This is a genomic window from Serratia oryzae, assembly GCF_001976145.1.
Classification (GTDB): Bacteria; Pseudomonadota; Gammaproteobacteria; order Enterobacterales; family Enterobacteriaceae; genus Chania; species Chania oryzae.
The window spans coordinates 76,773-103,746 of the sequence record NZ_MOXD01000004.1; the positions used below are offsets into that span (position 1 = coordinate 76,773).

The 26,974-nt window shown below is 55.4% G+C and carries 12 protein-coding genes; 11 read left to right on the forward strand and 1 reads right to left on the reverse strand.

The genetic code is table 11. The features are described 5' to 3' along the window. Positions 1-42: 42 nt before the first annotated feature. Positions 43-1,020: an acrylyl-CoA reductase (NADPH) gene (acuI, locus tag BMI79_RS08755; protein WP_076941765.1), complete on the reverse strand. Its 978-nt coding sequence runs from the start codon at positions 1,018-1,020 to the stop codon at positions 43-45. 297 nt (positions 1,021-1,317) lie between these two features. Here acuI and csrD point away from each other — a divergent pair, with 297 nt between their 5' ends. From csrD to BMI79_RS08815, 11 genes are all read left to right on the forward strand, one after another. Continuing rightward, entirely contained in the window at positions 1,318-3,249 is a 1,932-nt protein-coding gene (gene csrD, locus BMI79_RS08760) for an RNase E specificity factor CsrD (RefSeq protein ID WP_076941766.1), read from the forward strand. A 321-nt stretch (positions 3,250-3,570) separates the two neighbouring features. Then, positions 3,571-4,614 carry a rod shape-determining protein MreB gene (mreB, locus tag BMI79_RS08765; protein WP_021180765.1) on the forward strand — a complete coding sequence of 348 codons (1,044 nt, stop codon included), beginning with the start codon at positions 3,571-3,573 and terminating at the stop codon, positions 4,612-4,614. Positions 4,615-4,708: 94 nt separating this feature from the next. After that, a complete protein-coding gene (gene mreC / locus BMI79_RS08770; RefSeq protein WP_076941767.1) occupies positions 4,709-5,722 on the forward strand; it encodes a rod shape-determining protein MreC in 1,014 nt (337 codons plus the stop codon). Further along, positions 5,719-6,207 (forward strand): rod shape-determining protein MreD, encoded by a 489-nt coding sequence (gene mreD, locus BMI79_RS08775; protein ID WP_076941768.1) that lies wholly within the window; start codon positions 5,719-5,721, stop codon positions 6,205-6,207. The genes mreC and mreD overlap by 4 nt, the downstream gene beginning before the upstream one ends. Before the next feature lie 55 nt (positions 6,208-6,262). After that, complete coding sequence (locus tag BMI79_RS08780) at positions 6,263-6,850, forward strand: Maf family protein (protein ID WP_076941769.1); 588 nt, start codon at positions 6,263-6,265, stop codon at positions 6,848-6,850. A gap of 54 nt (positions 6,851-6,904) precedes the next feature. Then, a complete protein-coding gene (gene rng, locus BMI79_RS08785) occupies positions 6,905-8,374 on the forward strand; it encodes a ribonuclease G (RefSeq protein WP_076941770.1) in 1,470 nt (489 codons plus the stop codon). A 44-nt stretch (positions 8,375-8,418) separates the two neighbouring features. Continuing rightward, entirely contained in the window at positions 8,419-12,231 is a 3,813-nt protein-coding gene (gene yhdP / locus BMI79_RS08790; protein ID WP_076941771.1) for an AsmA2 domain-containing protein YhdP, read from the forward strand. Then, a complete protein-coding gene (gene nit1 / locus BMI79_RS08795) occupies positions 12,228-13,088 on the forward strand; it encodes a deaminated glutathione amidase (protein ID WP_076941772.1) in 861 nt (286 codons plus the stop codon). The genes yhdP and nit1 overlap by 4 nt, the downstream gene beginning before the upstream one ends. A gap of 7 nt (positions 13,089-13,095) precedes the next feature. Then, a complete protein-coding gene (tldD, locus tag BMI79_RS08800) occupies positions 13,096-14,541 on the forward strand; it encodes a metalloprotease TldD (RefSeq protein ID WP_076941773.1) in 1,446 nt (481 codons plus the stop codon). Positions 14,542-15,210: 669 nt separating this feature from the next. After that, positions 15,211-16,842, forward strand: coding sequence for a ShlB/FhaC/HecB family hemolysin secretion/activation protein (locus BMI79_RS08810; RefSeq protein ID WP_244157327.1), 1,632 nt, complete (start codon positions 15,211-15,213; stop codon positions 16,840-16,842). A 62-nt stretch (positions 16,843-16,904) separates the two neighbouring features. Further along, entirely contained in the window at positions 16,905-26,972 is a 10,068-nt protein-coding gene (locus tag BMI79_RS08815) for a hemagglutinin repeat-containing protein (RefSeq protein ID WP_076941776.1), read from the forward strand. The last annotated feature ends 2 nt before the right edge of the window (positions 26,973-26,974 follow it).

Below are 26,974 nucleotides of genomic sequence, written 5' to 3' on the forward strand. Positions count from 1 at the left end.
GATTGCCCTTCTCCAGGCGGAGAGGGCATTTTCCCGCTATTTTCAGCGTATTTTCACCAGCGTACGGCCGGTGATCTGGTTGTTCATCAGCGCGGCGGCAGCGGCAGGCACCTCTTCGAGCAGGATCTCCTGCGTTGCTTGCTGATAGAAACTTTCTGGCAGGATGCTGGCCAGGCGCTCCCAGACGGCTTGGCGGCGTGGGAAGGGGGTATGTACTGAATCGATCCCTTGCAGGCGCACGTTGCGCAGAATAAAAGGCATTACCGTGGTGGGAAGTTGATAGCCACCCGCCAGGCCGCAGGCGGCAACGGTACCGTTGTAATTCATCTGGGCCAGAATGCGGGCCAGCAATTTGTCACCCACGGTATCGATCGCCCCAGCCCAAAGCTGTTTTTCCAACGGGCGCGGGGTTTCGACATAGTCGCTGCGTGGCAGCACCTCTTTAGCCCCGAGCGATTTCAGATAACCGGTATTGTTATCGCGGCCGCTGATCGCCGTCACGCTGTAGCCCAGTGTGGCGAGCAGGGCGATCGCCGTACTGCCCACGCCGCCGCTGGCACCGGTGACCAGAATGTCGCCATCAGCCGGTTTGACCCCACCTTCTTCCAGCGCCATCACGCATAGCATGGCGGTAAAGCCTGCGGTACCGAGGATCATCGCTTTTCGCTCATCCAGCTTAGTCGGCAGAGGAATCAGCCAGTCGCCGGAGACACGGGCCTGTTCGGCTAAGCCACCCCAATGGTTTTCCCCGACGCCCCAGCCGGTGAGCACCACGCTCTGGCCCGCTTTAAAACGCGGGTCTCGGCTGCTGTAGACGCGGCCCGCAAAGTCGATTCCGGGTATCATAGGGAAGCTGCGAATAATCTTTCCTTTGCCGGTGATCGCCAGCGCATCCTTATAGTTAAGGCTGGACCAGTTGACATCGACCGTCACATCGCCGTCTGGCAGCCGACCGCTGCCGATATCTTTGACCTGCGCCAGGATTTGATCGTCTTGCTGTTCCAATAACAGTGCTCGCATGTCACTCTTCCCCTTGATTTCATATTGGATATGAATGTTTGAATCGGTTTGCTTTGACTATTATGCATAATAGAAATGCGTGTTCTGATAAATGACAAAAAAATAGCGCTTAATAGTTTTCTTCGTTGTCTATGCTTGATAGGTTGGTAGCGATAACCTGATGCTGAGTAAGGAAAAAAACACTTTCTTAATTTTTTTTGAAATCAGGGTACGGTGTTGTACTTATTTGAGCAGGAACGGGGCCTTTATATATCAAAAGGTGATCTTTCATTTAACCATTGCGGACAAGGCACGGGAATGAGATTTACCACGAAACTCTCTGCACTAATCACCTTGCTCGTTGCGCTGGCAATGTTCTTGATGCTGATGGGGTGCTCGTACAGCTTTTTTTATGTCACCCAGGAACGGTTAGAGAACCGCTTCGAGGCGTTGGCAACCTCTCTCGATCAGGCGATGTTGCTTGAGGCTCCTCAAGCGCTGGATCACTGGTTACCGCTGGTGATGCGGCCACTTGGCATTGTTGCCATCAGCGTGGATACCGAGAAAAGTACCCAGTTTTCCTACCGCTTGCCGGCGGTAAAATTGCCATGGGAGTCACTCAATGGTTATCGGCATACTTCGCAGGTGTTGATGCATCATCCCGGAACCGTGCTGAATATCACCTATCTCGATCCTTTCGCCAGCGATGTGCGAACGTTGCAGTCAACGGCGGCGGTAACCCTGTCCATCATTACCATGGTGGTGATCCTGTTGTTTAGTTTGCGTTGGCTACGTGAGCAGGCTGATGGTGAAGATCGTCTCGATCGGCGTGCCCGGCGGATCCTCAATGGCGAACGTGAAGAAGTACTTAAAGGTGATGTGCGTGAGTCTCCTGCCAGCGTCAGCGGCGCGATCGATCGTCTGCTGGCGGATCTGGCCGAGGCGCGTGAAGAGCGTAACCGTGTCGATACCCTGATCCGCGCTTTTGCTGCCCAAGATGCAAAAACGGGCCTCAATAACCGGTTGTTTTTTGATAACCAACTGACGACGCAGTTGGAAGAAGGGGGATCACACGGCATTGTCATGATGGTGCGCCTGCCTGATTTCGACACGCTGCGTGAAATTCACGGTAATGCAGCGGTAGAGGAACTGATGTATTCGCTGGTGAACCTGCTCTCTACTTTTGTTATGCGCTACCCAGCCGCGTTGCTGGCCCGTTATTTTCACAGCGATTTTACCGTCTTGCTGCCGCACCGCACCCTCAAAGAGGCTGACGGTATTGCTGCGCAACTGGTTAACGCCATTGATGCCTTACCTTCAACGACGCTTATCGATCGCGAGGCATTCCTGCATATTGGTATCGTTGCCTATCGTAGTGGGCAGAACACCGAACAGATTATTGATAACGCCGAGCAGGCCACCCGTAATGCCACGCTGCAGGGGGAAAATGGCTGGTATGTCTATGACAGCGATGTGCCGGAGAAAGGGCGTGGCAATGTTAAATGGCGCACTTTGCTTGAACAGGTATTGGCACGCGGTGGGCCACGTCTTTACCTGCAGCCGGTGGTCACGGTGGATGGCGAAGTGCATCACCGTAAGGTGATGAGCCGGATCCACGACGGGACACAGGAGCTGTTGCCTGCAGAATATCTCCCCTTGATCAAGCAGTTCGGGCTAGCAGAAAGCTATGATCGCCAGCATATGAGTCGGATAATTCCGTTATTAACGCTTTGGCCTGAAGAGACGCTGGCGTTTCCACTGTGTGTGGATTCATTATTACAACGCAGTTTCCAGCGTTGGGCGCGTGATATGCTGCTACAGTGTGAAAAAAGTTGCCGCAGGCGAATTCTGATTGAACTTGCGGAGGCCGAAGTGTGTCAACATATCGATCGGCTGCGTCCGGTGTTACGATTATTCTCCGGCTTGGGCTGCCGTCTGGTGGTTTCTCAGGCCGGGTTAACCGTAGTGAGTACTTCTTATATCAAGTCATTGCCGGTGGAGATCGTCAAGCTTCACCCGGGGTTGGTGAGGAGTATCGATCGGCGTGATGAGAACCAGCTGTTTGTTCAGAGCCTGGCCGGTGCGTGTGAGGGGACCCATACGCAGGTCTTTGCCGTGGGGGTGCGCACGCGCAATGAGTGGCAGACGCTGAAAGAACGCGGAATTCTTGGTGGACAGGGCGATTTTTTTGCGTCGCCAGAGCCGATCGACGTCAGTCGTAAAAAATATTCGCGTCGTTATCGTGTTTAACCTGATGACCGGGCAAAAATTGACGTAGAATGGCCCGTCTTTTCCTGTGGGCGTCAGTAGGTGCTTACCACCGATGATAACCAGGAAAAATGTTAAATTTTATGAGCTGCGTTACGTTGTTGAGTGCGTTGATTTGGTGGAGAACTGAGCCTTTGTTGAGGGATTTCAGGCTCTATTCGTTTTCCGCACGTTCGAACGGTAATAACGCAGACTATTTTTCACCGAAGCAGAACATTTTTGCGCCTTGTCGCTGCTTCGTGTGGTTGGTAAAGTAGGCGGATTTTATTTTCCGCCCCCAGCTTGCAGGATTATCCTTTCGTTATGTTTAAGAAATTTCGTGGCATGTTTTCCAATGACTTGTCCATCGACTTGGGTACCGCCAATACCCTGATTTATGTTAAAGGACAAGGCATTGTACTGAATGAACCGTCGGTGGTTGCCATTCGCCAGGATCGTGCCGGTTCACCCAAGAGCGTTGCGGCCGTGGGTCATGACGCCAAACAGATGCTGGGGCGTACGCCTGGCAATATCGCAGCGATTCGTCCGATGAAAGACGGCGTAATTGCTGACTTCTTTGTGACTGAGAAAATGTTGCAGCATTTCATCAAGCAGGTTCACAGCAACAGCTTTATGCGGCCGAGCCCGCGTGTGCTGGTTTGTGTTCCCGTTGGTGCTACTCAGGTTGAACGCCGTGCGATCCGTGAGTCCGCTCAGGGCGCAGGTGCACGCGAAGTGTTCCTGATCGAAGAACCGATGGCTGCGGCTATCGGTGCGGGCTTGCCAGTCTCGGAAGCGACCGGTTCGATGGTGGTTGATATCGGTGGTGGTACTACCGAAGTGGCAGTGATCTCGCTGAACGGCGTGGTGTATTCCTCTTCTGTGCGTATTGGCGGCGATCGCTTTGATGAAGCCATCATTAATTATGTGCGCCGTAACTACGGTTCACTGATCGGTGAAGCGACAGCAGAACGTATCAAACACGGTATCGGTTCGGCCTACCCGGATGACGAAGTGCGCGAAATTGAAGTGCGCGGTCGTAACCTGGCCGAAGGTGTGCCGCGTGGCTTCACCATGAACTCCAATGAAATCCTTGAAGCCTTGCAGGAGCCGTTGACCGGTATCGTCAGTGCGGTCATGGTGGCGCTGGAACAGTGCCCGCCAGAACTGGCTTCCGACATCTCTGAGCGTGGGATGGTGCTGACCGGTGGTGGTGCGCTGTTGCGCAACCTGGATCGCCTGCTGATGGAAGAAACCGGTATTCCGGTGGTGGTGGCAGAAGATCCGCTGACCTGCGTAGCTCGCGGTGGTGGCAAGGCGTTGGAAATGATCGACATGCATGGCGGCGATTTGTTCAGCGAAGAATAGTCAGCCCCAGATCGGTGGGATTGCATCGGATGACGGTAGTCGCATGGCATCAGGTGCGATCCCCCTTTCTGTTGTCGAGGAACTCGCATAATTTATGAAGCCGATTTTTAGCAGGGGGCCTTCCCTGCAACTACGACTTTTTTTGGCGGTGATCGCGGCCATTGTCCTGATCGTTGCCGACAGCCGGCTCGGTACGTTCGTTAAAATACGAAACTACATGGATACCGCCGTCAGCCCTTTTTATTTTTTGGCCAATGGGCCGCGTAAAGTTTTAGACAGCGTTTCGGAAACGCTGGCTACCCGCCAACAGCTTGAGCTAGAAAACCGTGCTCTGCGGCAGGAACTGCTGCTGAAAAACAGCGATATTCTTCTTCTTGGCCAATTCAAGCAGGAAAATGCCCGTTTGCGGGAACTGTTAGGTTCGCCGCTGCGCCAGGACGAACACAAAATGGTCACGCAGGTGATGTCGACCGGTTCCGATCCTTACAGCGATCAGGTGGTGATCGACAAGGGGTCGGATAACGGCGTATATGAAGGCCAACCGGTAATCAGTGATAAAGGCGTGGTGGGGCAAGTGGTCGCCGTGGCTAAAATGACCAGCCGCGTGTTGTTGATTTGTGATGCCTCACATGCGTTGCCGATCCAGGTGTTGCGAAATGACATCCGCGTGATTGCCGCAGGCAGCGGTTGCACCGACGATCTGCAACTGGAGCACCTGCCGGGCAATACCGATATTCGCGTTGGCGACGTGCTGGTGACGTCGGGCCTGGGGGGCCGCTTCCCGGAGGGCTATCCGGTTGCAGTGGTTTCCTCGGTGAAAGTGGATAACCAACGGGCTTATACGGTGATTCAGGCACGCCCCACTGCTGGCCTGCAACGCTTGCGTTATTTGCTGCTGCTGTGGGGGGCCGATCGTAACGGCACCATGCCGCTGCCGCCAGACGAGGTTCACCGCGTTGCTAACGAACGCCTGATGCAGATGATGCCGCAGGTTCTGCCACCGGCTGATGCCATGGGCCCGCCAGCTCCATTGCCGGCTCCGGCTACCGGTAATAGCGTGCCACCGGCCCCCTCGGGGGCGACTGTGGGCTCTGGAGCAACCAGATGAACCGATATCGCAGCAACGGGCGCTGGATAATCTGGCTGTCATTTCTTGTGGCGCTGGTGCTGCAAATCATGCCATGGCCGGAACAGATCTACATGTTCCGGCCATCCTGGCTGCTGTTGATCCTAACCTACTGGGTGATGGCGCTACCGCATCGTGTTAACGTCGGTACCGGTTTTGTGCTGGGGCTGATTATGGATCTGATCCTGGGCTCCACCCTGGGTGTGCGTGCGTTAGCCATGGGGCTCATTGCCTATCTGGTGGCGTTTAAATTCCAACTGTTCCGCAATATGGCACTGTGGCAACAGGCGCTGATCGTGGTCTTGCTGTCTCTGGCGATGGATGTGGTGGTTTTCTGGGCTGAGTTTTTAGTGATTAATGTCTCTTTTCGCCCTGAGGTATTCTGGAGTAGTGTGGTAAACGGTGTGCTCTGGCCATGGTTATTCCTGTTGATGCGCAAAATCCGCCGCCAGTTTGCCGTACAATAACAAGGATATACCCAATGAATTTCAAGCCGCAGCTTGAAAGATGAGAGATATATCAATGATTTCACTTTATCTTGCATCTGGTTCCCCACGGCGACATGAATTGCTGACCCTGTTAGGCGTTCCGTTTGACATTCTTCTGACGCATACCGAAGAGCAGCGTCGGGACGGTGAAGGGGCGGAAAACTATGTCTGCCGTTTGGCGCAGGAAAAAGCCATGGCAGGCGTCGCGTTGGCACCGCAGGACAGGCCGGTTCTGGGGGCTGATACCATTGTGGTGTTGAATGGTCAGGTTTTGGAAAAGCCGTGCGATAAAGCAGATGCTGCACAGATGCTGGCGGCTTTATCCGGTAAGCGGCATCAGGTGATGACCGCCGTGGCGATCGCCGATCGCCACGATGTCTTGCGCCAGTTGGTAGTGACTGACGTCATGTTCCGCAACTTGTCGCCACAGGATATTCACGACTATATTGCAACAGGCGAACCGATGGATAAAGCGGGTGCCTATGGCATTCAAGGAAAGGGTGGTTGTTTCGTCAGAACCATAACCGGGAGTTATCACGCGGTGATGGGATTGCCGCTGGTCGAAACACATGAGCTGCTCAGTCATTTTGTCGCATTACGAGATGTAAGAACCGGCCAATAGATTTGCTTGCAATCGGCAGCGGCAGGCATTATCGACCGGATCTGAGGAGAGAACATGACAGCTGAGCTACTGGTTAATATCACACCGTCCGAAACGCGAGTTGCTTATATCGACGGTGGTATTCTGCAAGAGATCCACATTGAGCGCGAAGCCAAGCGCGGCATCGTTGGCAATATCTATAAAGGGCGCGTCAGCCGGGTGTTACCGGGTATGCAGGCCGCTTTTGTTGACATCGGCCTAGATAAAGCGGCCTTCTTGCACGCTTCTGATATCATGCCGCACACCGAATGCGTGGCGGGTGATGAGCAGAAAAACTTCCACGTGCGTGACATTGCCGAACTGGTGCGTCAGGGGCAGGATCTGATGGTCCAAGTAGTGAAAGATCCGCTGGGCACCAAAGGCGCGCGTCTTACCACCGATATCACCCTGCCGTCGCGCTATCTGGTCTTTATGCCAGGTGCTGCACACGTGGGCGTTTCCCAACGTATTGAAAGTGAAGCCGAACGCGAGCGTCTGAAACGCGCAGTGGTGGGTTATTGCGACGATCTGGGTGGTTTTATCATTCGCACCGCGGCAGAAGGGATTGGTGAAGAAGAACTGGCACAGGATGCCGCTTTCCTCAAACGCTTGTGGACCAAGGTGATGGAGCGTAAAAAACGCAACCAGACCAAATACAAGCTGTATGGCGAGCTGGCACTGGCACATCGCATTCTGCGCGATTTCGCCGGTGCTGCGCTGGATCGTATCCGGGTTGATTCCCGCCTGACGCATGACCAGCTGGTGGAATTCACCAGCGAATATATTCCCGATATTACCAACAAGCTGGAGTTGTACACGGGCAGCCAGCCAATTTTCGATCTCTACGATGTAGAAAACGAGATCCAGCGCGCGCTGGAGCGCAAGGTTGAACTGAAATCCGGTGGCTACCTGATTATCGATCAAACCGAGGCCATGACCACAGTCGACATTAACACCGGCGCTTTTGTTGGCCACCGCAATCTCGATGAAACCATCTTTAACACCAATATTGAGGCAACGCAGGCCATTGCCCGCCAACTGCGGCTGCGCAATCTGGGCGGTATCATCATTATTGATTTCATTGATATGAATAATGAAGATCACCGCCGCCGGGTATTGCATTCGCTGGAACAGGCGCTGAGCAAAGATCGTGTAAAAACCACGATCAACGGCTTTTCTCAGCTAGGATTAGTTGAAATGACGCGTAAACGCACGCGTGAAAGTATTGAACATGTGCTGTGTAACGACTGTCCTACCTGTAATGGCCGCGGAACGGTGAAGACGGTGGAAACCGTCTGTTATGAGATCATGCGTGAAATTGTGCGTGTACATCATGCTTACGACTCCGATCGTTTCCTGGTTTATGCCTCAGCGGCGGTGGGGGAAGCATTGAAAGGCGAAGAGTCGCATGCGCTGGCTGAAGTGGAGATCTTCGTCGGCAAGCAAGTCAAAGTGCAGATTGAACCCTTGTACAGTCAGGAACAGTTTGACGTCGTGATGATGTAAAATAGTAGAACCCGTTGCCTGGCAGCGGATGCAAGGAGAAATGCGTGAGGCGACTGCCCGGGATCCTGTTAGCAACAGGCGCCATTTTGATTGTTGTTGTGGCGTTGCTGATCAGCGGGTTGCGTCTGATCCTGCCTGAACTGAACAACTATCGCCCTCAATTGTTGGAGAAAGCGCAGGCGATCTCCGGGGTTCCCGTTGAGGCCGATTTTGTTCAGGGGCGTTGGGAAACCTTTGGGCCAACGCTGGAAATTCGCAATATCCGCCTCGCCATGCCGAAAAGCCATATGCAGATTGAGCGGGTCAGCCTGGCGCTGGATGTTTGGCAATCGCTGTTGCATTGGCGTTGGCAATTCCGCGATCTGACCTTTTATCAGCTGCAGCTCGATCTTAACACCACGCTTGGCGGCGATGGCAGTGATGGTAATACTCTTCCTCCTGGCCTGATCAGCGATCTGTTCCTTTATCAGTTGGATCATTTCGATCTGCGCAATAGCCGTATCTCTTTCCTCACGCCTTCCGGGCCGCGTGCCGAATTTCATATTCCACATCTTACCTGGCTGAACAGCCATAATCGTCACCGTGCTGAGGGGCAGATCAGCCTGTCGACCCTGAATGGGCAGCATGGTGAGGTGCAGTTGCGCTTGGATCTGCGCGATGAACAGGGGTTGCTGAATACCGGCACGGTCTACATGCAGGCCGATGATATCGACATGAGGCCGTGGTTCAGCCGCTGGTTGAAGACCAATACCGGGCTGGAAAGTGCTGATTTTAGCCTTGCCGCCTGGCTGCAGATTAAAAACGGGGAAATCTATGGCGGTAACGCCTTGCTTAAACAGGGGGTTGCCCTGTGGTCGGCAAGCAATGTGTCGCATCGGCTGGATGTGGACAACCTGGCGCTGGCGTTAAAGCGCCAAGGCAGTGGCTGGCAGGTTAACGTGCCGCAGTTGAATCTGAAAACGGATGGTCAGGCCTGGCCGCCGGGTAGCCTGGCAGCGCTGTGGCTGCCGGAAAATAACCAGTTTATTGGGCCAGATCAGAATGAAGAACTGCGGATTCGGGCGACAGGCCTGCAGCTTGAACGGCTGGGAGCGCTGCTGCCGACTTTCTCCTTCCTCAGCCCAGACGTGTTGGATCGTTGGAAAGACCTGCAGCCACAGGGCAATCTGCGCGCGCTGGCGCTAGATATACCGCTGAAACAACCGGAGAAAAGCCGTTTTCAGGCGCTCTGGCAGGATCTGAGCTGGCAGCACTGGGAGCTGTTGCCGGGCGTGAATCACTTCTCGGGGGCTTTAACGGGCGGTGTACAGCATGGTCGTCTGACGCTGGGGCTGCGCGACAGCACGCTCCCTTACGGCGATATGTTCCGCGCCCCCTTGGAAATCAGCCGTGCGCAGGGGGCATTGACCTGGCGGAACAGCGATAAAGGCTGGGAACTGGCGGGTAAAGATTTGGATGTGAAAGCCAAATCCTTGTGGGTGAACGGCGATTTCCGTTACCAACAACCGGCCAATGGGGCGCCCTGGTTGGATATTCTTGCCGGTATCCGCCTTTATGACGCTGCCGATGCCTGGCGTTATTTCCCAGAACCGCTGATGGGGAAACATCTGGTGGATTACCTTAGTGGTGCCATTCAGGGGGGCCAGGTGGACAATGCTTCACTGATTTATGCCGGTAACCCGCATCAGTTCCCATACAAGCAAAATGACGGCCAGTTCCAGGTTTATGTGCCGCTGCGCCACGCCACTTTCGCCTTCCAGCCGGAATGGCCGGCCTTGAAGGATTTGGCGATCGACCTCGATTTCGTCAACGATGGCCTGTGGATGAATGCGCCGCAGACCCGGCTGGGCAATGTGACGGGCAGGAATGTCACTGCCGTGATCCCGGATTATCTGAAGGAAAAACTGTTCGTTGACGCCGATATCGCCGGTACCGGGCAGGATGTGCATGAGTATTTCAATCAGACGCCGCTGGATCACTCAGTAGGTGCGGCATTGGACGAACTGCAGGTGTCGGGGAACGTCAGTGGGCGCTTACACCTCGATATCCCACTGAACGGTGAGCTGGTCACGGCCCTAGGTGAAGTGACGTTGCACAATAACTCTTTGCTGGTGAAACCATTGGCCAGCCGCTTGGAGAATGTGACCGGTAAATTCCGCTTCAATAACGGCAATCTGGATAGCGATACCCTGGCGGCCAACTGGTTTGGTCAACCGCTGGTCATTAACTTCACCACGCAGGAAGCGCCGCAGGATTATAAGGTCAATGTGGCGCTGAAAGGCGACTGGCAACCGGGTAAACTCGAAGGCGTGCCGCCAGAGGTGGCAAAATCCCTCAAGGGTAGCGCAGCGTGGCAAAGCGAGGTCGCCATCCATCTGCCGCAAAAGGGCGAACCCAGCTATGAAGTGGGAGTAAACGCCGATCTGAAAAAAGTGAGCAGTAACTTACCTGCGCCGTTGGATAAACCGGTAGGAACCGCGTTACCTGTCAACGTGAAAGCAAAAGGTGGCCTGCACGGCTTCACTCTCAGCGGCAGTGCGGGCAAGCAAAACCACTTTAACAGCGAATGGCTGTTGGCCGATCAGCAGGTGTCGCTGACACGCGCTGTGTGGCAAACCGGCAGCAGTGCTATCCCTAATTTGCCGAAAGAGCAAGCCCTGATGCTGAACCTGCCACCGTTAGACGGTGAACAGTGGTTGGCGTTGTTGGCACCGGCGCTTAAAGCGGGCGGTGAAGCCGGTAAGCCAGGTAATTTCAGTTTCCCAACGCAGGTGACACTCAAGACACCGCAGCTTCTGCTGGCAGGGCAGGCGTGGAGCAATCTCCAGCTTGCGGTGGAGAAACCATTGGATGGCACGCGCAGTATCACTGCTAAGGCTAACGAGATTGATGGCAGCCTGAAAATGCCGGATCACGGCCCGTGGCGGCTGGATCTCAGCTTTCTGTATTACAATCCGCAGTTTTCTGATGATAAGAGCACTCCAGGCAGCGCCAACCCGTTGGCGGCTGACAAGATTTCGTTCCACGACTGGCCTTCGGTTATGTTGCGTTGTGAGTCATGCTGGCTGTTGGGGCAGAGTTTGGGCAAAGTTGAAGCCGATATTAAAAATGACGGTGATTCCCTGGTTCTGACCCACGGTTTGGTGGATACCGGCCTGGGGCGTATGACGGCGACAGGCCTGTGGAAACAGAATAGCCTTGAAGAGCGCAGCGCGCTGAAGGGCAGGCTGTTGGGCAGTAAGATCGATCAGACCGCCAGTTTCTTCGGCGTCACTATCCCGCTGAAAGATGCTCCCTATACGATAGATTTTGATCTGTTCTGGCATGGTCAGCCGTGGAAACCGCAGATTAATACGCTGAATGGCACTATGAAGATTGATCTGGGTAAAGGCGAGATTGACAACATCGGTGGTGGCCGAGCCGGCCAACTGTTGCGGCTGGTGAGTTTTGATGCTCTGCTGCGTAAATTGCAGTTCGATTTCAGGGATACTTTTGGTAATGGTTTCTACTTTGATTCCATACGCGGCACCATCTGGTCGAAAGATGGCATAATGCACACAGACAATTTATTCATTGATGGATTGGCGGCCGATATTGCCATGAGGGGCCAGATTGATCTGGTGCGTCGCCAGATTGATATGCAGGCGGTGGTTGCGCCTGAGCTTTCGGCCACGGTGGGCGTCGCGACGGCATTTGTGATTAACCCGATTGTCGGCGCGGCGGTGTTTGCCGCCAGCAAAGTGCTGGGGCCATTGTGGAGCAAGATCTCGTTTATTCGCTATGACATCAGCGGTAGCCTGGATCAGCCAAGCATCAATGAGGTGTTGCGTAAGCCAAAAGAGGAGAAGGCGCCATGAAAAATGCTAACGTTGCGTTGTTACAACTGTGTAGTGGTGATCAGGTGCGAGATAACCTGGCCCAGATTGAGCAGCAAATCAAGCAGCTCAATACCGGGGTGAAACTGGTCATGACGCCGGAAAATGCCTTGTTGTTTGCTAACTCTGCCGTCTATCGTGAACATGCAGAACAGCAGGGAGACGGGCCGCTGCAACAGGCAGTGCGTGAAATGGCTCGTCGCTACGGCGTGTGGCTGCTGATTGGTTCCATGCCACTGGTCAGCCGCGAAGACCCGCAGCGCATTACCACCAGCAGCTTGCTCTTTGACGATCAGGGTGAAATTCGTGCCCGTTATGACAAAATGCATATGTTTGATGTCGACATCAACGATATGCATGCACATTATCGCGAATCGGATACCTATCAGCATGGCCAGCAACTGACGGTGGTAGATACCCCCGTTGGCCGGTTGGGGATGACGATCTGCTACGATTTACGTTTCCCGGGTTTATATCAGGCGCTGCGTGCGCAAGGTGCGGAACTGATTTCGGTGCCAGCGGCATTTACCCGCCTCACCGGCGAGGCCCACTGGGAGATACTGCTGCGTGCGCGGGCGATCGAGAACCAATGCGTGATCCTGGCACCGGCGCAGGTTGGCCGCCATGGAGCCACTCGCCGCACCTGGGGCCATTCTATCGCGGTTGACGGTTGGGGCACTGTGCTGGCAGAAAACGCCGACAGGGTCTCTGCATTGAAGGTGCGCGTGGATATTGGCGCGTTGAAAACCATTCGTACTCAGATGCCGGTGATGCAGCACAACAGATTCCAACCGTCGCTGATTGCGCCGGTTGAACCCTCCTCCTCACATCAAGAGTGAAAAAACTATGAGCCTGACGTTTGTCAGTGAGCAATTACTCGCTGTAAATAAGCTGAGTCACCAAGACCTGTTCTCTGTATTAGGTCAACTGGCCGAACGCCGCCTCGACTATGCCGATCTCTATTTCCAGTCCAGCTACCATGAGAGCTGGGTGATTGAGGACGGTATTATCAAAGAGGGTTCTTACCATATCGATCAAGGTGTCGGCGTGCGTGCCGTCAGCGGTGAAAAAACCGGTTTTGCCTATGCCGATCAGATCACCCTCAATGCCCTGAACCAGAGTGCCCACGCGGCGCGCAGCATTGTGCGCGAAACCGGCAACGGCAAGGTTCATACCTTGGGTGAAATCAGCCATCGGGCGTTGTATCCGTTGCTCGATCCACTGCAAAGTTTGCCGCGTGAAGAAAAAATCGCTCTGCTGCACCGGGTGGATAAAGTGGCGCGCGCCGCAGATAAGCGGGTACAGGAAGTGACGGCCAGCATCACCGGTGTGTATGAACAGATACTGGTCGCGGCCACCGATGGTACGCTGGCGGCGGACGTTCGCCCGCTGGTGCGTTTTTCCGTCAGCGTGCTGGTGGAGGAAGACGGCAAGCGTGAGCGTGGTGCCAGCGGTGGCGGTGGCCGCTTCGGCTATGACTACTTTCTGGAAATGGTTGATGGTGAAGTGCGTGCCGATGCGTTCGCCAAAGAGGCGGTGCGCATGGCGCTGATCAATCTCTCCGCCATTGCCGCCCCTGCAGGCACCATGCCAGTGGTATTGGGTGCTGGCTGGCCAGGGGTGTTGCTGCACGAAGCGGTCGGCCACGGGCTGGAAGGCGACTTCAACCGTCGTGGTACCTCCGTGTTCAGCGGCCAGATGGGCCAATTGGTGGCTTCCGAACTTTGCACCGTGGTGGATGATGGCACCATTCAGGGCCGCCGGGGCTCGCTGGCGATTGACGATGAAGGCGTTCCGGGCCAGTACAACGTGTTGATCGAAAACGGCATTCTGAAAGGCTATATGCAGGATAAACTCAATGCACGCCTGATGGGGGTTGCACCTACCGGTAATGGCCGCCGTGAGTCTTATGCTCATCTGCCGATGCCGCGCATGACCAACACTTATATGTTGGCGGGCCAATCTACGCCGGAGGACATCATTGCCAGCGTGGAATATGGTCTGTATGCGCCGAATTTTGGCGGCGGCCAGGTGGATATCACCTCCGGCAAGTTCGTGTTCTCCACTTCCGAAGCCTATCTGATCGAAAATGGCCGTATCACCAAGCCGGTGAAAGGCGCAACGCTGATCGGTTCCGGTATTGAAGCGATGCAGCAGATCTCCATGGTGGGTAACGATCTGGCGTTAGATAAAGGCGTTGGCGTGTGCGGTAAGGAAGGGCAAAGCCTGCCAGTCGGCGTTGGTCAGCCAACGCTGAAGCTGGATTCTTTGACCGTTGGCGGCACGGCGTAATGCCACGTAAATGATGGGATGTCTTGTCTGCATCCATGGGGGCGTAAGCCCCCTTTTTTGTGCGAAATTAAAAATTTCAGACTGGTATAATTTTCTATCGTTATTATTTAGTTAAAATTAAATAAAAACTTTAAGTCATTTAGAAGATATTTGTGCTTGATTATGTGGGAATAAACTTATTTAACGGCCTTTCTCTACTACAAAGGACCAAAGTGGATGCTTGTCTGATGTGGAGATATTTGGTTAGAATGCCTCCGAATCATTAAAGTGACTTATCTGAATGGACTCAGTAACGACGGATCGCAGTAATACTTCTGTGCCTATCCTGTTCCTCTGGCGTATGCACCAGCGTGCTTTGCCTACCCCTTCGGTGTCGCTGTGAGCAGCCTTCAACTTGCTTCTGGCAGTGCTGTCATCCAAATCAATTAATTGATTAATCTCATCGGGATAAATATGCCTCATTTTTGAGGTTTACCTGCTGGCCAGCGTTTGTGTTGGTTGGCAGCTTGGGATCCCGTGGAGAGCTCTATTACAAAAACAGTGAGCTGTTTTTAGTTAAATTTATCAAGGGATAAGATGAATCACAATTACGGTAACCCTCTGGAACGGTTCGTTAAGACCACTCTCTTCTGCTTAGCGATACAACCCGTGGCACAGGTCTCCGCCAATATGCTCTCAGCTGCCGTCCCGCAGAATGCTGCGGCTATTGATGCCCAGGAGCAAAGCCGCCAGCAGGAAAGAGAGCGGGTTTTACAGCAGCAAAACACCCCGCAAACCGATGTGCGGCTTACCCGCCCAACGACCGCATTGCCGGATTACCCCACCGATGAGTCTCCGTGCTTTACGATTAATACCTTTAAATTGGTCGGGGATGAAGCCAGCCGTTTTCAGTGGGCACTGGATGCCGCCAGTGGCGCGAAAGGCCGTTGTTTAGGTTCACAAGGGATCTTGCTGGTGATCAATAAGGTCCAAAATGCCATTCTGGAACAAGGGTACGTCACCACGCGCGTGATGGCGCAAGAGCAGGATCTCACCAAAGGCGTCTTTACGCTCACACTCCAACCCGGTCGTATTGCTAACATCCGTTTTGCCGAGCCGGTCTCTTACCGTGCCAGAGCCTGGAATGCGGTGCCAGCCCGTTCCGGGGATATCCTAAACCTACGCGCTATTGAGCAGGCATTGGAGAACTTTAAGCGTGTTCCGAATGTTGAAGCCGATATCAAGATCGTGCCGGGAGCGCAGGACGCAACCAGCGACCTGCTGATTACCTGGAAAGAGAACCGCCCGTTCCATCTCAGTCTGGGGCTGGATGACAGCGGTTCTGACAGCACCGGCAAATACCAGGGCTCAACCACCCTGTCAATTGATGCCCCTTTTGCTCAGAACGATCTGTTTTATGTCAACCTTGGTAGGAGCCTGTTCCGCGATGGGCCTTATGACAGCCGCTCCAATACGGTGAACTACAGCATTCCTGTGGGGTACTGGAACTTCTCCGCCAACTATAACGACTACGACTATCACCAGAATATCGCTAATGCCAACGAGATCCTTACCTACAGCGGCAAAAGCGAAAACGCACAATTCACGGTGTCCCGTTTGCTGTTCCGCAATCAGATCCACAAAACCACGCTGAATCTGCGCGGCTACCGCCGTTACTCGAGCAATGCCGTTGATGATATTGAGTTAACACAACAAAAGCGGCGTGCAACCGGCTGGGAGTTGGGGCTGAACCAGCACAGCTATCTGGGTGACGCGACGCTGGATGCCAACCTCAATTGGCGGCGTGGGATCGGTGCCTTTGGTGCCCTGCCGGTACCGGAAGAAGAAACTAACACCGGCAGATCGCGCCCAAGCCTGATGACCGGGGATATCAGCCTGAACCAGCCTTTTGAGTGGATGGGGCAATCCTGGCGTGTCAACACCAGCCTGCGTGGGCAATGGAGCAACCAACCGCTGATCCCGCAGGATCGGTTGTCGATTGGCGGGCGTTACACGGTACGCGGGTTTGATGGCGAACAGAACTTATCCGGTGAAAAAGGCCTGATTTGGCGTAACGAACTGGCGTGGAAAGTGCTGGCGAGTGGCCATGAGCTGTATTGGGGCGTGGATTACGGCCGGGTGGCTGGCCCAGGGGCGCATGGTTTGGCAGGGCAGCAGTTAACGGGCAGCGCTATCGGCCTGCGGGGAACGCTGTGGCAGCGTTTCAGCTATGACCTGTTTGCCGGTGTGCCGATCGACAAACCGGAAAGCTTCCACACCTCGGGTGTGACCACCGGTTTCAGCATCAACCTGCAACTCTAGCCGCCATGGCACATAAGAACAAGCAGACGCCTTTTGACTGATTTTATTAGAGAACTCGCTCCATGAACAAACATTGCTACCGTATCATTTTCAGCCGCACTCAAGGTGAGTTGAGGGTGGTATCCGAACTGGCCCGCAGTTGCAGCACCCACCCTGGGCAAAGCCGCAGTGCCGGAGGTGCTCGCCTGTGGGTCACGCTGCGCCCTGCCCTGTGGCTGATTGGCCTGGCCCTGTTTGCCGAACCGGTATGGGCCAATGGGATTGTGGCTGATGGCCAGTTGGCACCCGCACAACGCCCGGAAGTGATCAACACCCAGAACGGGCTGCCGCAGGTGAATATCAATGCGCCCAATCAGGCCGGGGTCTCGCACAACCAGTACCAGCAGTTTGATGTCGGCCAGCAAGGTGCCATTCTCAATAACTCGGCGGTGATGACGTCTACCCAACTGGCAGGCTATATCCAGGGGAACGCCAAGCTTGATCCGAACGCGGCCCCTGCCAGAGTCATTATCAATGAAGTCAATAGCAGTAACCCGAGCCAGCTACGCGGTTTTCTTGAAGTCGCTGGCGGCAAGGCACAGGTGGTGGTGGCTAACCCATCGGGCATACTGTGTGACGGTTGTGGCACCATCAACGCCGGGCGTATGACCTTAACCACCGGTAAACCACAACTGAATGCGGATGGCAGTGTTGCGGGCTATCAGGTTGAGCGTGGGGTTATCCAGGTTCAGGGTGGCGGTCTGAATGGCGACGCGCGTCATGATACCGAGTATGTCGATATTCTGGCGCGAGCGGTGCAGGTGAACGCCGGGGTGTGGGCGAAACAGGGTGTCTCTGTGGTGGCAGGGCGCAATCAGATCGGCGCAGATGGCAAAACGGCCACGGCACTGGCGGGCACGGACGGCAACGCGCCTGATCTGGCGATCGACATGGGCCAGATGGGCGGTATGTACAGCGGCCAGATCAGCATGATCGGTACCGAGGCCGGGGTCGGCGTGCGTAATCAGGGCGGGCACCTGCAGGCGGACAAGACCCTGGTGGTGAGCAGCGAAGGTAAACTGATCTGGCAGGCAGCCGGTACGACGGAGCCTCATACTCAGGCTGGTGGAGATATCACGCTCACCGCCAAAGAGAGCGTTGAGCATCAGGGCAAACTGTACAGCGGTGGCCAGCTTAGCGTACAAAGCCGTCAGGGTGGGATCACACAATCCGGCACGATGGCGGCGGCGGGTAATGTCACATTGCAGGCCGCGCAGGCCATCCAGAGCAGCGGACATCTTTTGGCGGGCAGTGATGCGAACAGCACGCTGGTTCGTCCGGCGGATTTAACGCTCAGCAGTCAATCGGATATTCGGGCCAGCGGCAGCCTGCTAAGCCAGAAAAAGGTGAGTGTGACTGGCCGCAAGGTCGATCTCAGCCAGAGCCGTCTGGCCGCTGAGCAAGCGGTCTTGACTGCGCGGGCCGGGGATGTTGCTCTGCAACAGGCGCAGGTGGATAGTCAGCAATTCACCGTGAGCAGCCAAGGTAACCTTTATTCACAGCAGGCACAAATCCGTGCGGGCAACTGGCAAATCACTGCCGACAGCCTGTTCAATCAGGCCGGTGTCTGGTCACAAGTGGGGGCCGGTGAAAGCCGTTTTGCCCTGAGCGGTGCACTGGATAACACCGACGGCAGCATTGAAGCCCAGCAGCTCAGTTTGAACAGTGCCAGCCTCAATAACCTGCGTGGTCGGCTGGTGGCGTTGGATGGCACGGCGCAACACTGGCACGTCAGCGGTTTGTTATCCAATCAGAACGGGATCCTGGGCAGCAATGGCAGTTTACAACTGGATCTGGGCGCGTTGGATAACCAGCAGGGCACACTGCAAAGCCAGTCGCATCTGGCGCTCACTACACAGCAAGGGGTGGATAACCGCCAGGGCAAGCTCCTGTCTGGTGTGAACCTGAGCCTGAGCAGTCAGGGAATACTGAATAACAGTGCCGGTGAGATCCGTGGTCAGAACCTGCAGCTGTCTACCCAGGCGCTGAATAACGCGCAAGGCCGGGTCGTCAGCCAAGCGGGATTACGTCTTGACTCCCGCCAGTCTATTGATAACCAGCAAGGGTTGATGGAAGCGGGCGACGCGCTGGATGTCAGCACCGCAGGAAACTGGGACAACCGCAAAGGCACCGCACTGGGGGCGAAGCAGGCCAACTTCACGGCAGGCAGCCTGGATAACGCGGCAGGCAAGCTGCAATCGGGCGGTGAGTTAACACTCAACACCAGCGGTAATGTCAACAACCAGGCGGGTATTCTGACGGCGCAGCAGAATCTCTATTGGCAAGGCGGTGCACTTAGCCTGTTTAACAATGATGAAGGCAAGCTGTTAAGCGGGGGTGCGCTGGCACTGTATGGCGGGCAGTTGAACAACCGCCAGCAAGGTTTGATACAAAGCCAGCAGGCGCTGACATTGACTCTGACCGGAGCATGGGATAACCAGGGCGGGAAACTGGCCAGTGGGGGCAGCAGCGTGTTACGCGCGCTTAGCCTGATCAACACGCAGGGTCAAATCCAGGCGTTTGACAGCCTGGACATGCAGTTGACCCGCGCGCTGGATAACCGCAGCGGCAACATCATCAGCCAGCGGGCACAGCGCTTGCAGGCCGAGAATATCTTGAATAGCCAAGGCTGGATCGGCAGCCTGGGCACCTTGACGGCAATCAGCCAAGGTTTTGATAACCAGCAAGGGGAAGTGGTCAGCCAGCAGGATGCCGATCTGACCGTTACCACCTGGAATAACCAATACGGCACCCTGCAATCTGCCGCCAATCTGGTGTTGCGCACGGCGCAAGACCTCGCCAATCAGGGCGGGAAAATCAGTGCGCAAGCGCGCCTTTGGCTGCAAGGGTTGACCGATGCCACACCTGCCGGGGTGCTCTACAATGCCGGGGGGCAACTGCTGGCGGGTGAGCAGCTATGGATCCGCGCGCAGGGTATTGATAACCAGCAAAATGGTTTGCTCTATAGCCAGAAACAGCTGCAATTAACGCTGAACGACACGCTGGATAACCGCCTGGGCAATGTGCAAAGTGGTGAGGGAGCACAGATCAACGCCGCACACCTGCTGAACACCCAAGGGGTGATTGACAGCCAGCAGCAACTGACTCTGCAGCTTTCTGGCGTATTGGATAACGCCCAGGGCACGCTGCGCGCCAATCAGGCTCAGCAAATCTCGGCGGAACGTGTACTGAACGCGCAAGGCGTAATCAGCAGCCTGGGGAGCCTCGAGCTTACCGCCAACCAATTTGACAACACCGCAGGCAGGGCGATCAGCCAAGGTGCGGGCGATTATCATTTCAGCACGCTCAGTAACCAGCAGGGGAAAATTCACAGCGGCGGCGCACTCATTCTGAGTGGCGGCAGCGTGGATAACCAGGCGGGCCAATTAGTCTCCAGCCAGGCGCTGACGCTCAACGGCGACAGTGTGGATAACCGCAATCAAGGGATCATCAGCAGCCAGGGCGCATTGACCGTGAATGCCCAGCAATTGAACAACCGCGACGGTGGCTTGCTGATTGGCACTACGCAAACCGATATCAGCGCCCGTTATCTGGACAACACCGCCGGGCGTATACAAAGTGCGGGAACCCTCGCGTTGTCACAACTGGATTCACTGGATAACCGCCAGGGCACTCTGTTAGCCAATAATGCGCTGGGTATCAGCGGTGGTGCGTTGTCGCTGTTTAACCAGGGCGGTAACATCCAAAGCGGCGGGACATTAACGGTCTCGACCCAATGGCTGGATAACCAATCGGGCACTCTGCTCAGCCAGCAGGCACTAACGCTGTCGGTACAGCAGGATTACACCCACCGCGCTGGGGACACTATCAGTAGCAACAGCGCAGTCACCTTCAGTGTGGCTGGTGTGTTGACCAACCTGGCAGATTGGTTGCTGCCGGGCGATCTGACTCTGACTAGCGCTCATTTAAACAACCTGGCTAGCTTAGTGGCTAACCAACTGCATCTGACTACCGGGGCGCTGGTCAATCAGGGGCGTATCGAAGCCGACACGCTGACCATTAACGCCGACAGCCTGGATAACCAGACTACGCTGATGGCGGATAATCTGGCGGTTAACAGCCAGATTATCGATAACCATGGTCGCGCCGCCCTGATTGCCGCTACGGAAAACATCAGCCTGATAACCGGTGAACGGTTAACCAACCGCGATGGCGCGCTGATTTACAGCGCCGGAACGCTGCAGCTTACCAGCGGTGACCTGATTGAAAACCGTGCCAGTAATATTGAAGCAGAAGGGGATCTGACCCTGACGGCCAAACGCTTCGACAACCTGCGTGAAGGGCTGGAGATTGTACGTGAGGCGGAAACCAGTGAATACAGTTGGCACCGCTACAACTACTATTGGCGATCTTATGGTGAAGATGTCAATACGGATGTCAGCACCATGGCACCGACCACCCAACAATTGACCTTCCGTGATGATGCGGCAGCCCTGAACAACCCGTATGGCACCCTGCTGAATATTGATGCTGCCAATAAGCGTGCTGAAGTGCAGGTGAAGGACAACCAGGGGCAACTGGTCAGCTTATGGGTAAACTATCTGGCCCTGATCCCCAATGCCGATGGCAGCTATGCCATGACGTTTTACGAAACCCGTGGGTGGAACCAGCGCACCACCATTCCGACCCCTTATCAAAACGCCTTCCACTGGGAACATGACTGGGTACAGGTCATGACGTGGGATCCGGAACAGCATGTCGATATCGTTACAGCGCCGTTTGTGAACGACTACAACAACTTCCGTGAGCGCACGGCAACCGGTACGCTGACGAGTGACAAGTTGATTTCAGCAGGGGGTGGGGCGACTTTGCTTTCCGGCGGCAATATGGCCCTGCACATTGGCGAACAACTGTTGAATGATGCCAGCACCATCAGCAGTAACGGCAATCTGACGATTGACGGCACCGCCAACATCATCAACCGGGGCTATTCGGTGAACGAGCGGCGCCAGGAGTTTATTGTCGATCATTACGATCGGGAGGAGAACCACTGGTATCCGACTTACCATCGGGATGAGACCACTGCCTTAACCACGATAGATGGGGTGATCAGCGGTTATGGCAACGTGACGATCGGCGGTGCACATCTGGAAAACACCACGGTCAACCAGGCGCAAATCAGCGCCGTGGAAGCGGCACAGAACGCCGCTGCGGCCGAGCGTGCCGAATGGGAACGTAACCCGTTGGCAATCAATGTCGACGGCGGTGATTGGCAAGCGGCGGATACCGGCCTGGCCGCAGGAAGCCGGCCGCTGACACCGGGTGAACTGGCGTTAACCGACAAACAGCATCTGGCCAGCGTGGCGACCACGATCCCCAATAATGGTCTGTTCCGCCAGCAAACGGCGGCCAATAGCCCGTTCCTGGTGGTCACCGACCCGCGTTTCGCTGACAAAAACAATTTTCTGAGCAGCGATTACCTGCTGCAGCGCGTGGGGTATGACCCGAGCCAGGTGCACAAGCGCCTGGGAGACGGTTACTACGAGCAACGGGTGGTGCGCGAACAGTTGCTGATGCTGACGGGCCGCCCGTCGTTGAAAGGTGATGATGCGATGGCGCAGTACCAGGCGCTGATGAATAACGGCATCAAGGCAGCGGAAGATTTCCACCTGGTGCCCGGTGTCGCACTCACGCCGTCACAGATTGCCGCCTTGCAGCAGGATATCGTCTGGCTGGTCAGTGAAACGGTTGAAACGGCTGAAGGCCCGCAGACGGTCTGGGTGCCGAAAGTCTATCTGGCTAACAGTACGATCCGTGTAACGGGCGATGGTGCGGTGATTGCCGGGGGTAACCTGCAATTGTCCACGGGTAGCCTCAGCAATGCGGGCAACCTGTTTGCCGACAAGGCCATGAGCATTGATACCGGCACTTTCCTGCATCAGGGGGGAGATATTCGTGCAGACACGATTAACGTGCAGGCCGACAGCATCAGCCTGAGCACCAATCTGCAGGATGCCTTGCGCCAGGCGAGCATGAGTGCGCGTGAACTCAGCCTGAGCGGTGGGGATATCAGCCTGCAGGGGGCAAAACTCAGCGCGACCGACAACCTCAGCCTGAGCGCCAGTAACAGCTTGAAGATCACCACTGCGCGTAGCAGTACCACGGCGGATGTGAGCGTGATATCGGGGGCTATGGGCAACCGTAAGCGCGAGGGGATGGAAGAAGCCGGTGAGCGTCAGGCACAGGTGAGCGGCGAATGGCAACAGGCGCTGGGCAGCAGCCTGACCGCAGGCGGCAACCTCAGCTTGAAGGCAGGACAGGATATTACCCTGCAAGGTAGCCAGGCCAGCGCCGGGGGCAAAACGCAGGTTCAGGCCGGGGGCAGTGTCTCGTTACTGGCGGACACCACCACCAATAGCACCCATCTGGAAGCGAACAGCCGTACCTCAACGGTGAGCAACAGTCGTCAGGCTGACACTTTGCACACCAGTGGATTACGCGGTGATAACGGCGTCACTATTCTGGCGGGGGGGAACTTTGTCGCCGAAGGGGCACAGGTGGAGAGTGCGTCTGGCAGCATTGGCCTGAGCGCACAGCAGGTGACCATCAAGGAAGCACGCCAGCAGGTGAGCGACAGCGATAGCGAACAGAACAAGGTGGGTAAATCGCAAAGCCAGCGCCAGATGGAGAGTGCCAGCGACACCGGCCACGGCAGCGTTTTCAGTGCCAAAAACGGGGTCACGGTGATTGCCGAGCAGGGGGATATCCTGCTGCAAGGCAGCACGCTGCAGAGTGAGCAGGGCACCCTTGGGCTGAAGGCGGCGGGTGACATCTCGCTGAATACCAGCCAGGATGAGCAGCACCTGGTGATACAGGGCAGCAGCAGCAGTAAAGGGTTCCTGAGCAGCAAGCAGAGTGCGTATCAGCAGGAAACCCACAGCAGTACGGCTAATGGCAGCCTGCTGAGTGGGCAAGAGGTTATTCTGCAGAGTGGTAAAGATATCAACGTGATGGGCAGCCATGTTGTTGCCACTGACGATATCTCACTGACGGCGAAGAACAACATCATGGTGGGTACGGCGGAAAACCAGTATCAGTCGAGTGCGGCGAGCGAGAGCAAGAAATCTGGCTTCTCCGGCACCGGCGGGATAGGTTTCAGTTACGGGTCGCAAAGCCTGAAGACCACCGATACCGAGAGCAGCGTCAGCCACACCGGCAGCACGATAGGCAGCACACAGGGGAATGTCACCCTGAACGCGGGCAATACGCTGACGGTGCAAGGCTCTGACGTGCTGGCGGGGAAAGACATCAGCCTGACGGGTAAGGAAGTGAACATTCTGGCGGCTGAGAACCAGAGTGCTCAGAGTCACACGGTTGAACAGAAGCAGAGTGGGCTGACGTTGGCGCTGTCGGGCACGGTGGGCAGTGCGCTAAATACGGCAGCGACGACTGCCAACGAGGCGGCCAAGGAAACCGATGGCCGCTTGGCGGCGTTGCAGGGCATGAAAGCGGCATTGAGCGGTGTCCAGGCGGCACAGGGCAGTGTTCTGGCTTCAGAAAATGCCGCAGACCAGAACGCTATCGGTGTCAGCCTCTCCTATGGCAGCCAGTCATCAAAATCAGAACAGCACGCCAGCCAGACGCAGAGCCAGGGCAGCACCCTGACGGCTGGCAACAATCTGAACATTCAGGCCACTGGGAGCGATATCAACGTCCAAGGTAGCCAACTGCAGGCCGGAAAGGACATCGCGCTGAATGCGGCACGGGATGTCAACCTGGTTTCTGCCGAGAACACCTCTCAGCTTGAGGGTAAAAACGAGAGTAAGGGAGGGAGCGTTGGTGTCAGCATTGGTGCTGGTCAAGGGGGCTGGGGTATCAGCGTGTCGGCCAGTGCCAACAAAGGCAAGGGCAGCGAGACGGGTAACGGGGTGACGCATACTGAGACCACGCTCAACGCCGGTAACAACCTGAATATCACCAGCGGGCGTGACACCACCCTGACCGGGGCGCAGGTGAGCGGTGATAAGGTGACGATGGATGTGGGGCGCAACCTGACGCTGACCAGTGAACAGGACAGCGATAACTACGATGCGAAGCAGCAGAACGCCAGTGCTGGCGGCAGCTTCACGTTTGGTTCTATGACAGGTTCAGGCAGTGTGAATCTGAGCCGTGACAAGATGCACAGCACCTACGACAGCGTGCAAGAGCAGACAGGGGTCTTTGCCGGAAAAGGCGGCTTTGATATCTCGGTGGGTGAACATACGCAGTTGAACGGTGCAGTTATCGGGTCGACGGCGACGGCTGACAAGAATAAACTGGATACAGGCACGTTGGGCTTTGGGAATATCGAGAACCAGGCGGAGTACCAAGTTGAGCACCAGAGCGTGGGTATCAGCTCGGGCGGTAGCATTGGCGGGCAGTTTGCAGGGAATATGGCGAATGGCCTGCTGACCGGGGTAAACGGCAGCGGCAGTGCCAGTTCGACGACGCATTCGGCGGTGAGTGAAGGCACCATCACCATCCGTGATCAGGCGAACCAGAAGCAGGATGTGGGTGACCTGAGCCGTGATGTCGAGCATGCAAATCAGACATTAAGCCCCATCTTTGATAAGGAAAAGGAGCAGAACCGGCTGAGGGAGGCGCAGCTGATTGGGGAGATCGGGAGCCAGGTCGGTGATATCGTGCGAACGCAGGGGCAGATAGAAGCCACCAAAGCGGCGAACGACAAGATGCAGAACGTGACGCAGGCCGACCGTGATGCCGCTGAGAAACAGTGGCGGAAAGATCACCCAGGGCAGGAGCCAAAGGCTGAGGATATTAACGGCCAGATCTACCAGACGGCGTATAACAAGGCGTTTAACGACTCTGATTTTGGGACCGGGGGCAAGGTCCAGCGAGCGGTACAGGCCGCAACGGCAGCAGTGCAGGGGTTGGCTGGTGGTGACTTGTCGAAAGCGTTGGCGGGTGCGAGCGCACCTTATATCACCAACATTATTGCGGATAGCCTGCGTGATGATCCTGCTGCCCGCACTTTGGCACATGCCGCAGTGAATGCTGCACTGGCTGCTGCCCAAGGCAATAATGCGTTGGTGGGGGCGGGTGGTGCAGTCACTGGCGAACTGGTGGGCATGATTGCAGTCAATGCCTATGGTAAGCCTGTTAGCGAACTGAGCGAGACAGAAAAACAAACGGTCTCTGCGCTGGCGACATTGGCGGCAGGGTTAGCCGGTGGCTTGATCGGTAACAGTACCGGGGATGTGATAGCCGGCGCTCAGACTGGGCAGACGGTAGTGGAGAATAACTTCCTCAGTACGACATCTTCAACGAAACGGGATGAGTTGGCAGAGAAAGTGCTGCAAGGTGATAAAACACTGCAAACCGCAAAAGAGTTTTTACAGTTGGAAAATGCTGATAAACGTAGTGACGCGCTGGTCGCCAAGTTCAATAAAGATCCGACAGGAATGACATCGGGAGAACGCGCTGAGCTAACCGGTTATCTGATGGTCTACGCTGCCGAAATGCAAGCCCAGTACGGTGAGGCAGTCACTAAAGAACTGATTACTGGAATGCTGACAGGACAGGCTTATCTGAAATCAGCCCCGCAGACTGAAGCCCAGCAAAAAGCGCAAACCATCATGAATACCTGGGGCTACCATAAATCCAATGCGAGTATTGGGGACCCTGTGGTTCTGTATGGTCTGGGGCCGCTGGGGAACTCAATCAAGGCTGGGATGCTAGGCAATGCGGCGATAGGCGTTGGTGTTAATACAGCCGTTCAACTTGGTGGTAAAGATCCCTTTAACTACGTTGATGCGATACTTGCCGGTGTTACTGCCGCAGCTACTACAGGTAAAGGCATAGGTGTATCTGCTGGAATCAATATGGGCGGAGCAGCTTTGGGTAGTGCTGTAAAAGGTGAGGACCCTACTAATTCTACAATTGGTGCAGGAGTTGGTTCTGTTCTTGGTAGTGTCGGAGGAGCGATAATAAAAGGTTCAACTTCAACGGTTGCTAAAGAAAGTATATCTGACCTGACTGGTGCGGTAGGGGGAAGTTATATCAGTGAAAAAACTGGAAACTTGGTAAAAGATACACTTGAGGAAATAGATAAAAACAATGTTAAAAAATGACT

Excerpts from the sequence above, each read along its gene's own strand:
- acuI (WP_076941765.1), bottom strand. The coding sequence starts at position 1,020 with ATGCGAGCACTGTTATTGGAACAGCAAGACGATCAAATCCTGGCGCAG.
- csrD (WP_076941766.1), top strand. The coding sequence starts at position 1,318 with ATGAGATTTACCACGAAACTCTCTGCACTAATCACCTTGCTCGTTGCG.
- mreB (WP_021180765.1), top strand. The coding sequence starts at position 3,571 with ATGTTTAAGAAATTTCGTGGCATGTTTTCCAATGACTTGTCCATCGAC.
- mreC (WP_076941767.1), top strand. The coding sequence starts at position 4,709 with ATGAAGCCGATTTTTAGCAGGGGGCCTTCCCTGCAACTACGACTTTTT.
- mreD (WP_076941768.1), top strand. The coding sequence starts at position 5,719 with ATGAACCGATATCGCAGCAACGGGCGCTGGATAATCTGGCTGTCATTT.
- BMI79_RS08780 (WP_076941769.1), top strand. The coding sequence starts at position 6,263 with ATGATTTCACTTTATCTTGCATCTGGTTCCCCACGGCGACATGAATTG.
- rng (WP_076941770.1), top strand. The coding sequence starts at position 6,905 with ATGACAGCTGAGCTACTGGTTAATATCACACCGTCCGAAACGCGAGTT.
- nit1 (WP_076941772.1), top strand. The coding sequence starts at position 12,228 with ATGAAAAATGCTAACGTTGCGTTGTTACAACTGTGTAGTGGTGATCAG.
- tldD (WP_076941773.1), top strand. The coding sequence starts at position 13,096 with ATGAGCCTGACGTTTGTCAGTGAGCAATTACTCGCTGTAAATAAGCTG.
- BMI79_RS08810 (WP_244157327.1), top strand. The coding sequence starts at position 15,211 with ATGCTCTCAGCTGCCGTCCCGCAGAATGCTGCGGCTATTGATGCCCAG.
- BMI79_RS08815 (WP_076941776.1), top strand. The coding sequence starts at position 16,905 with ATGAACAAACATTGCTACCGTATCATTTTCAGCCGCACTCAAGGTGAG.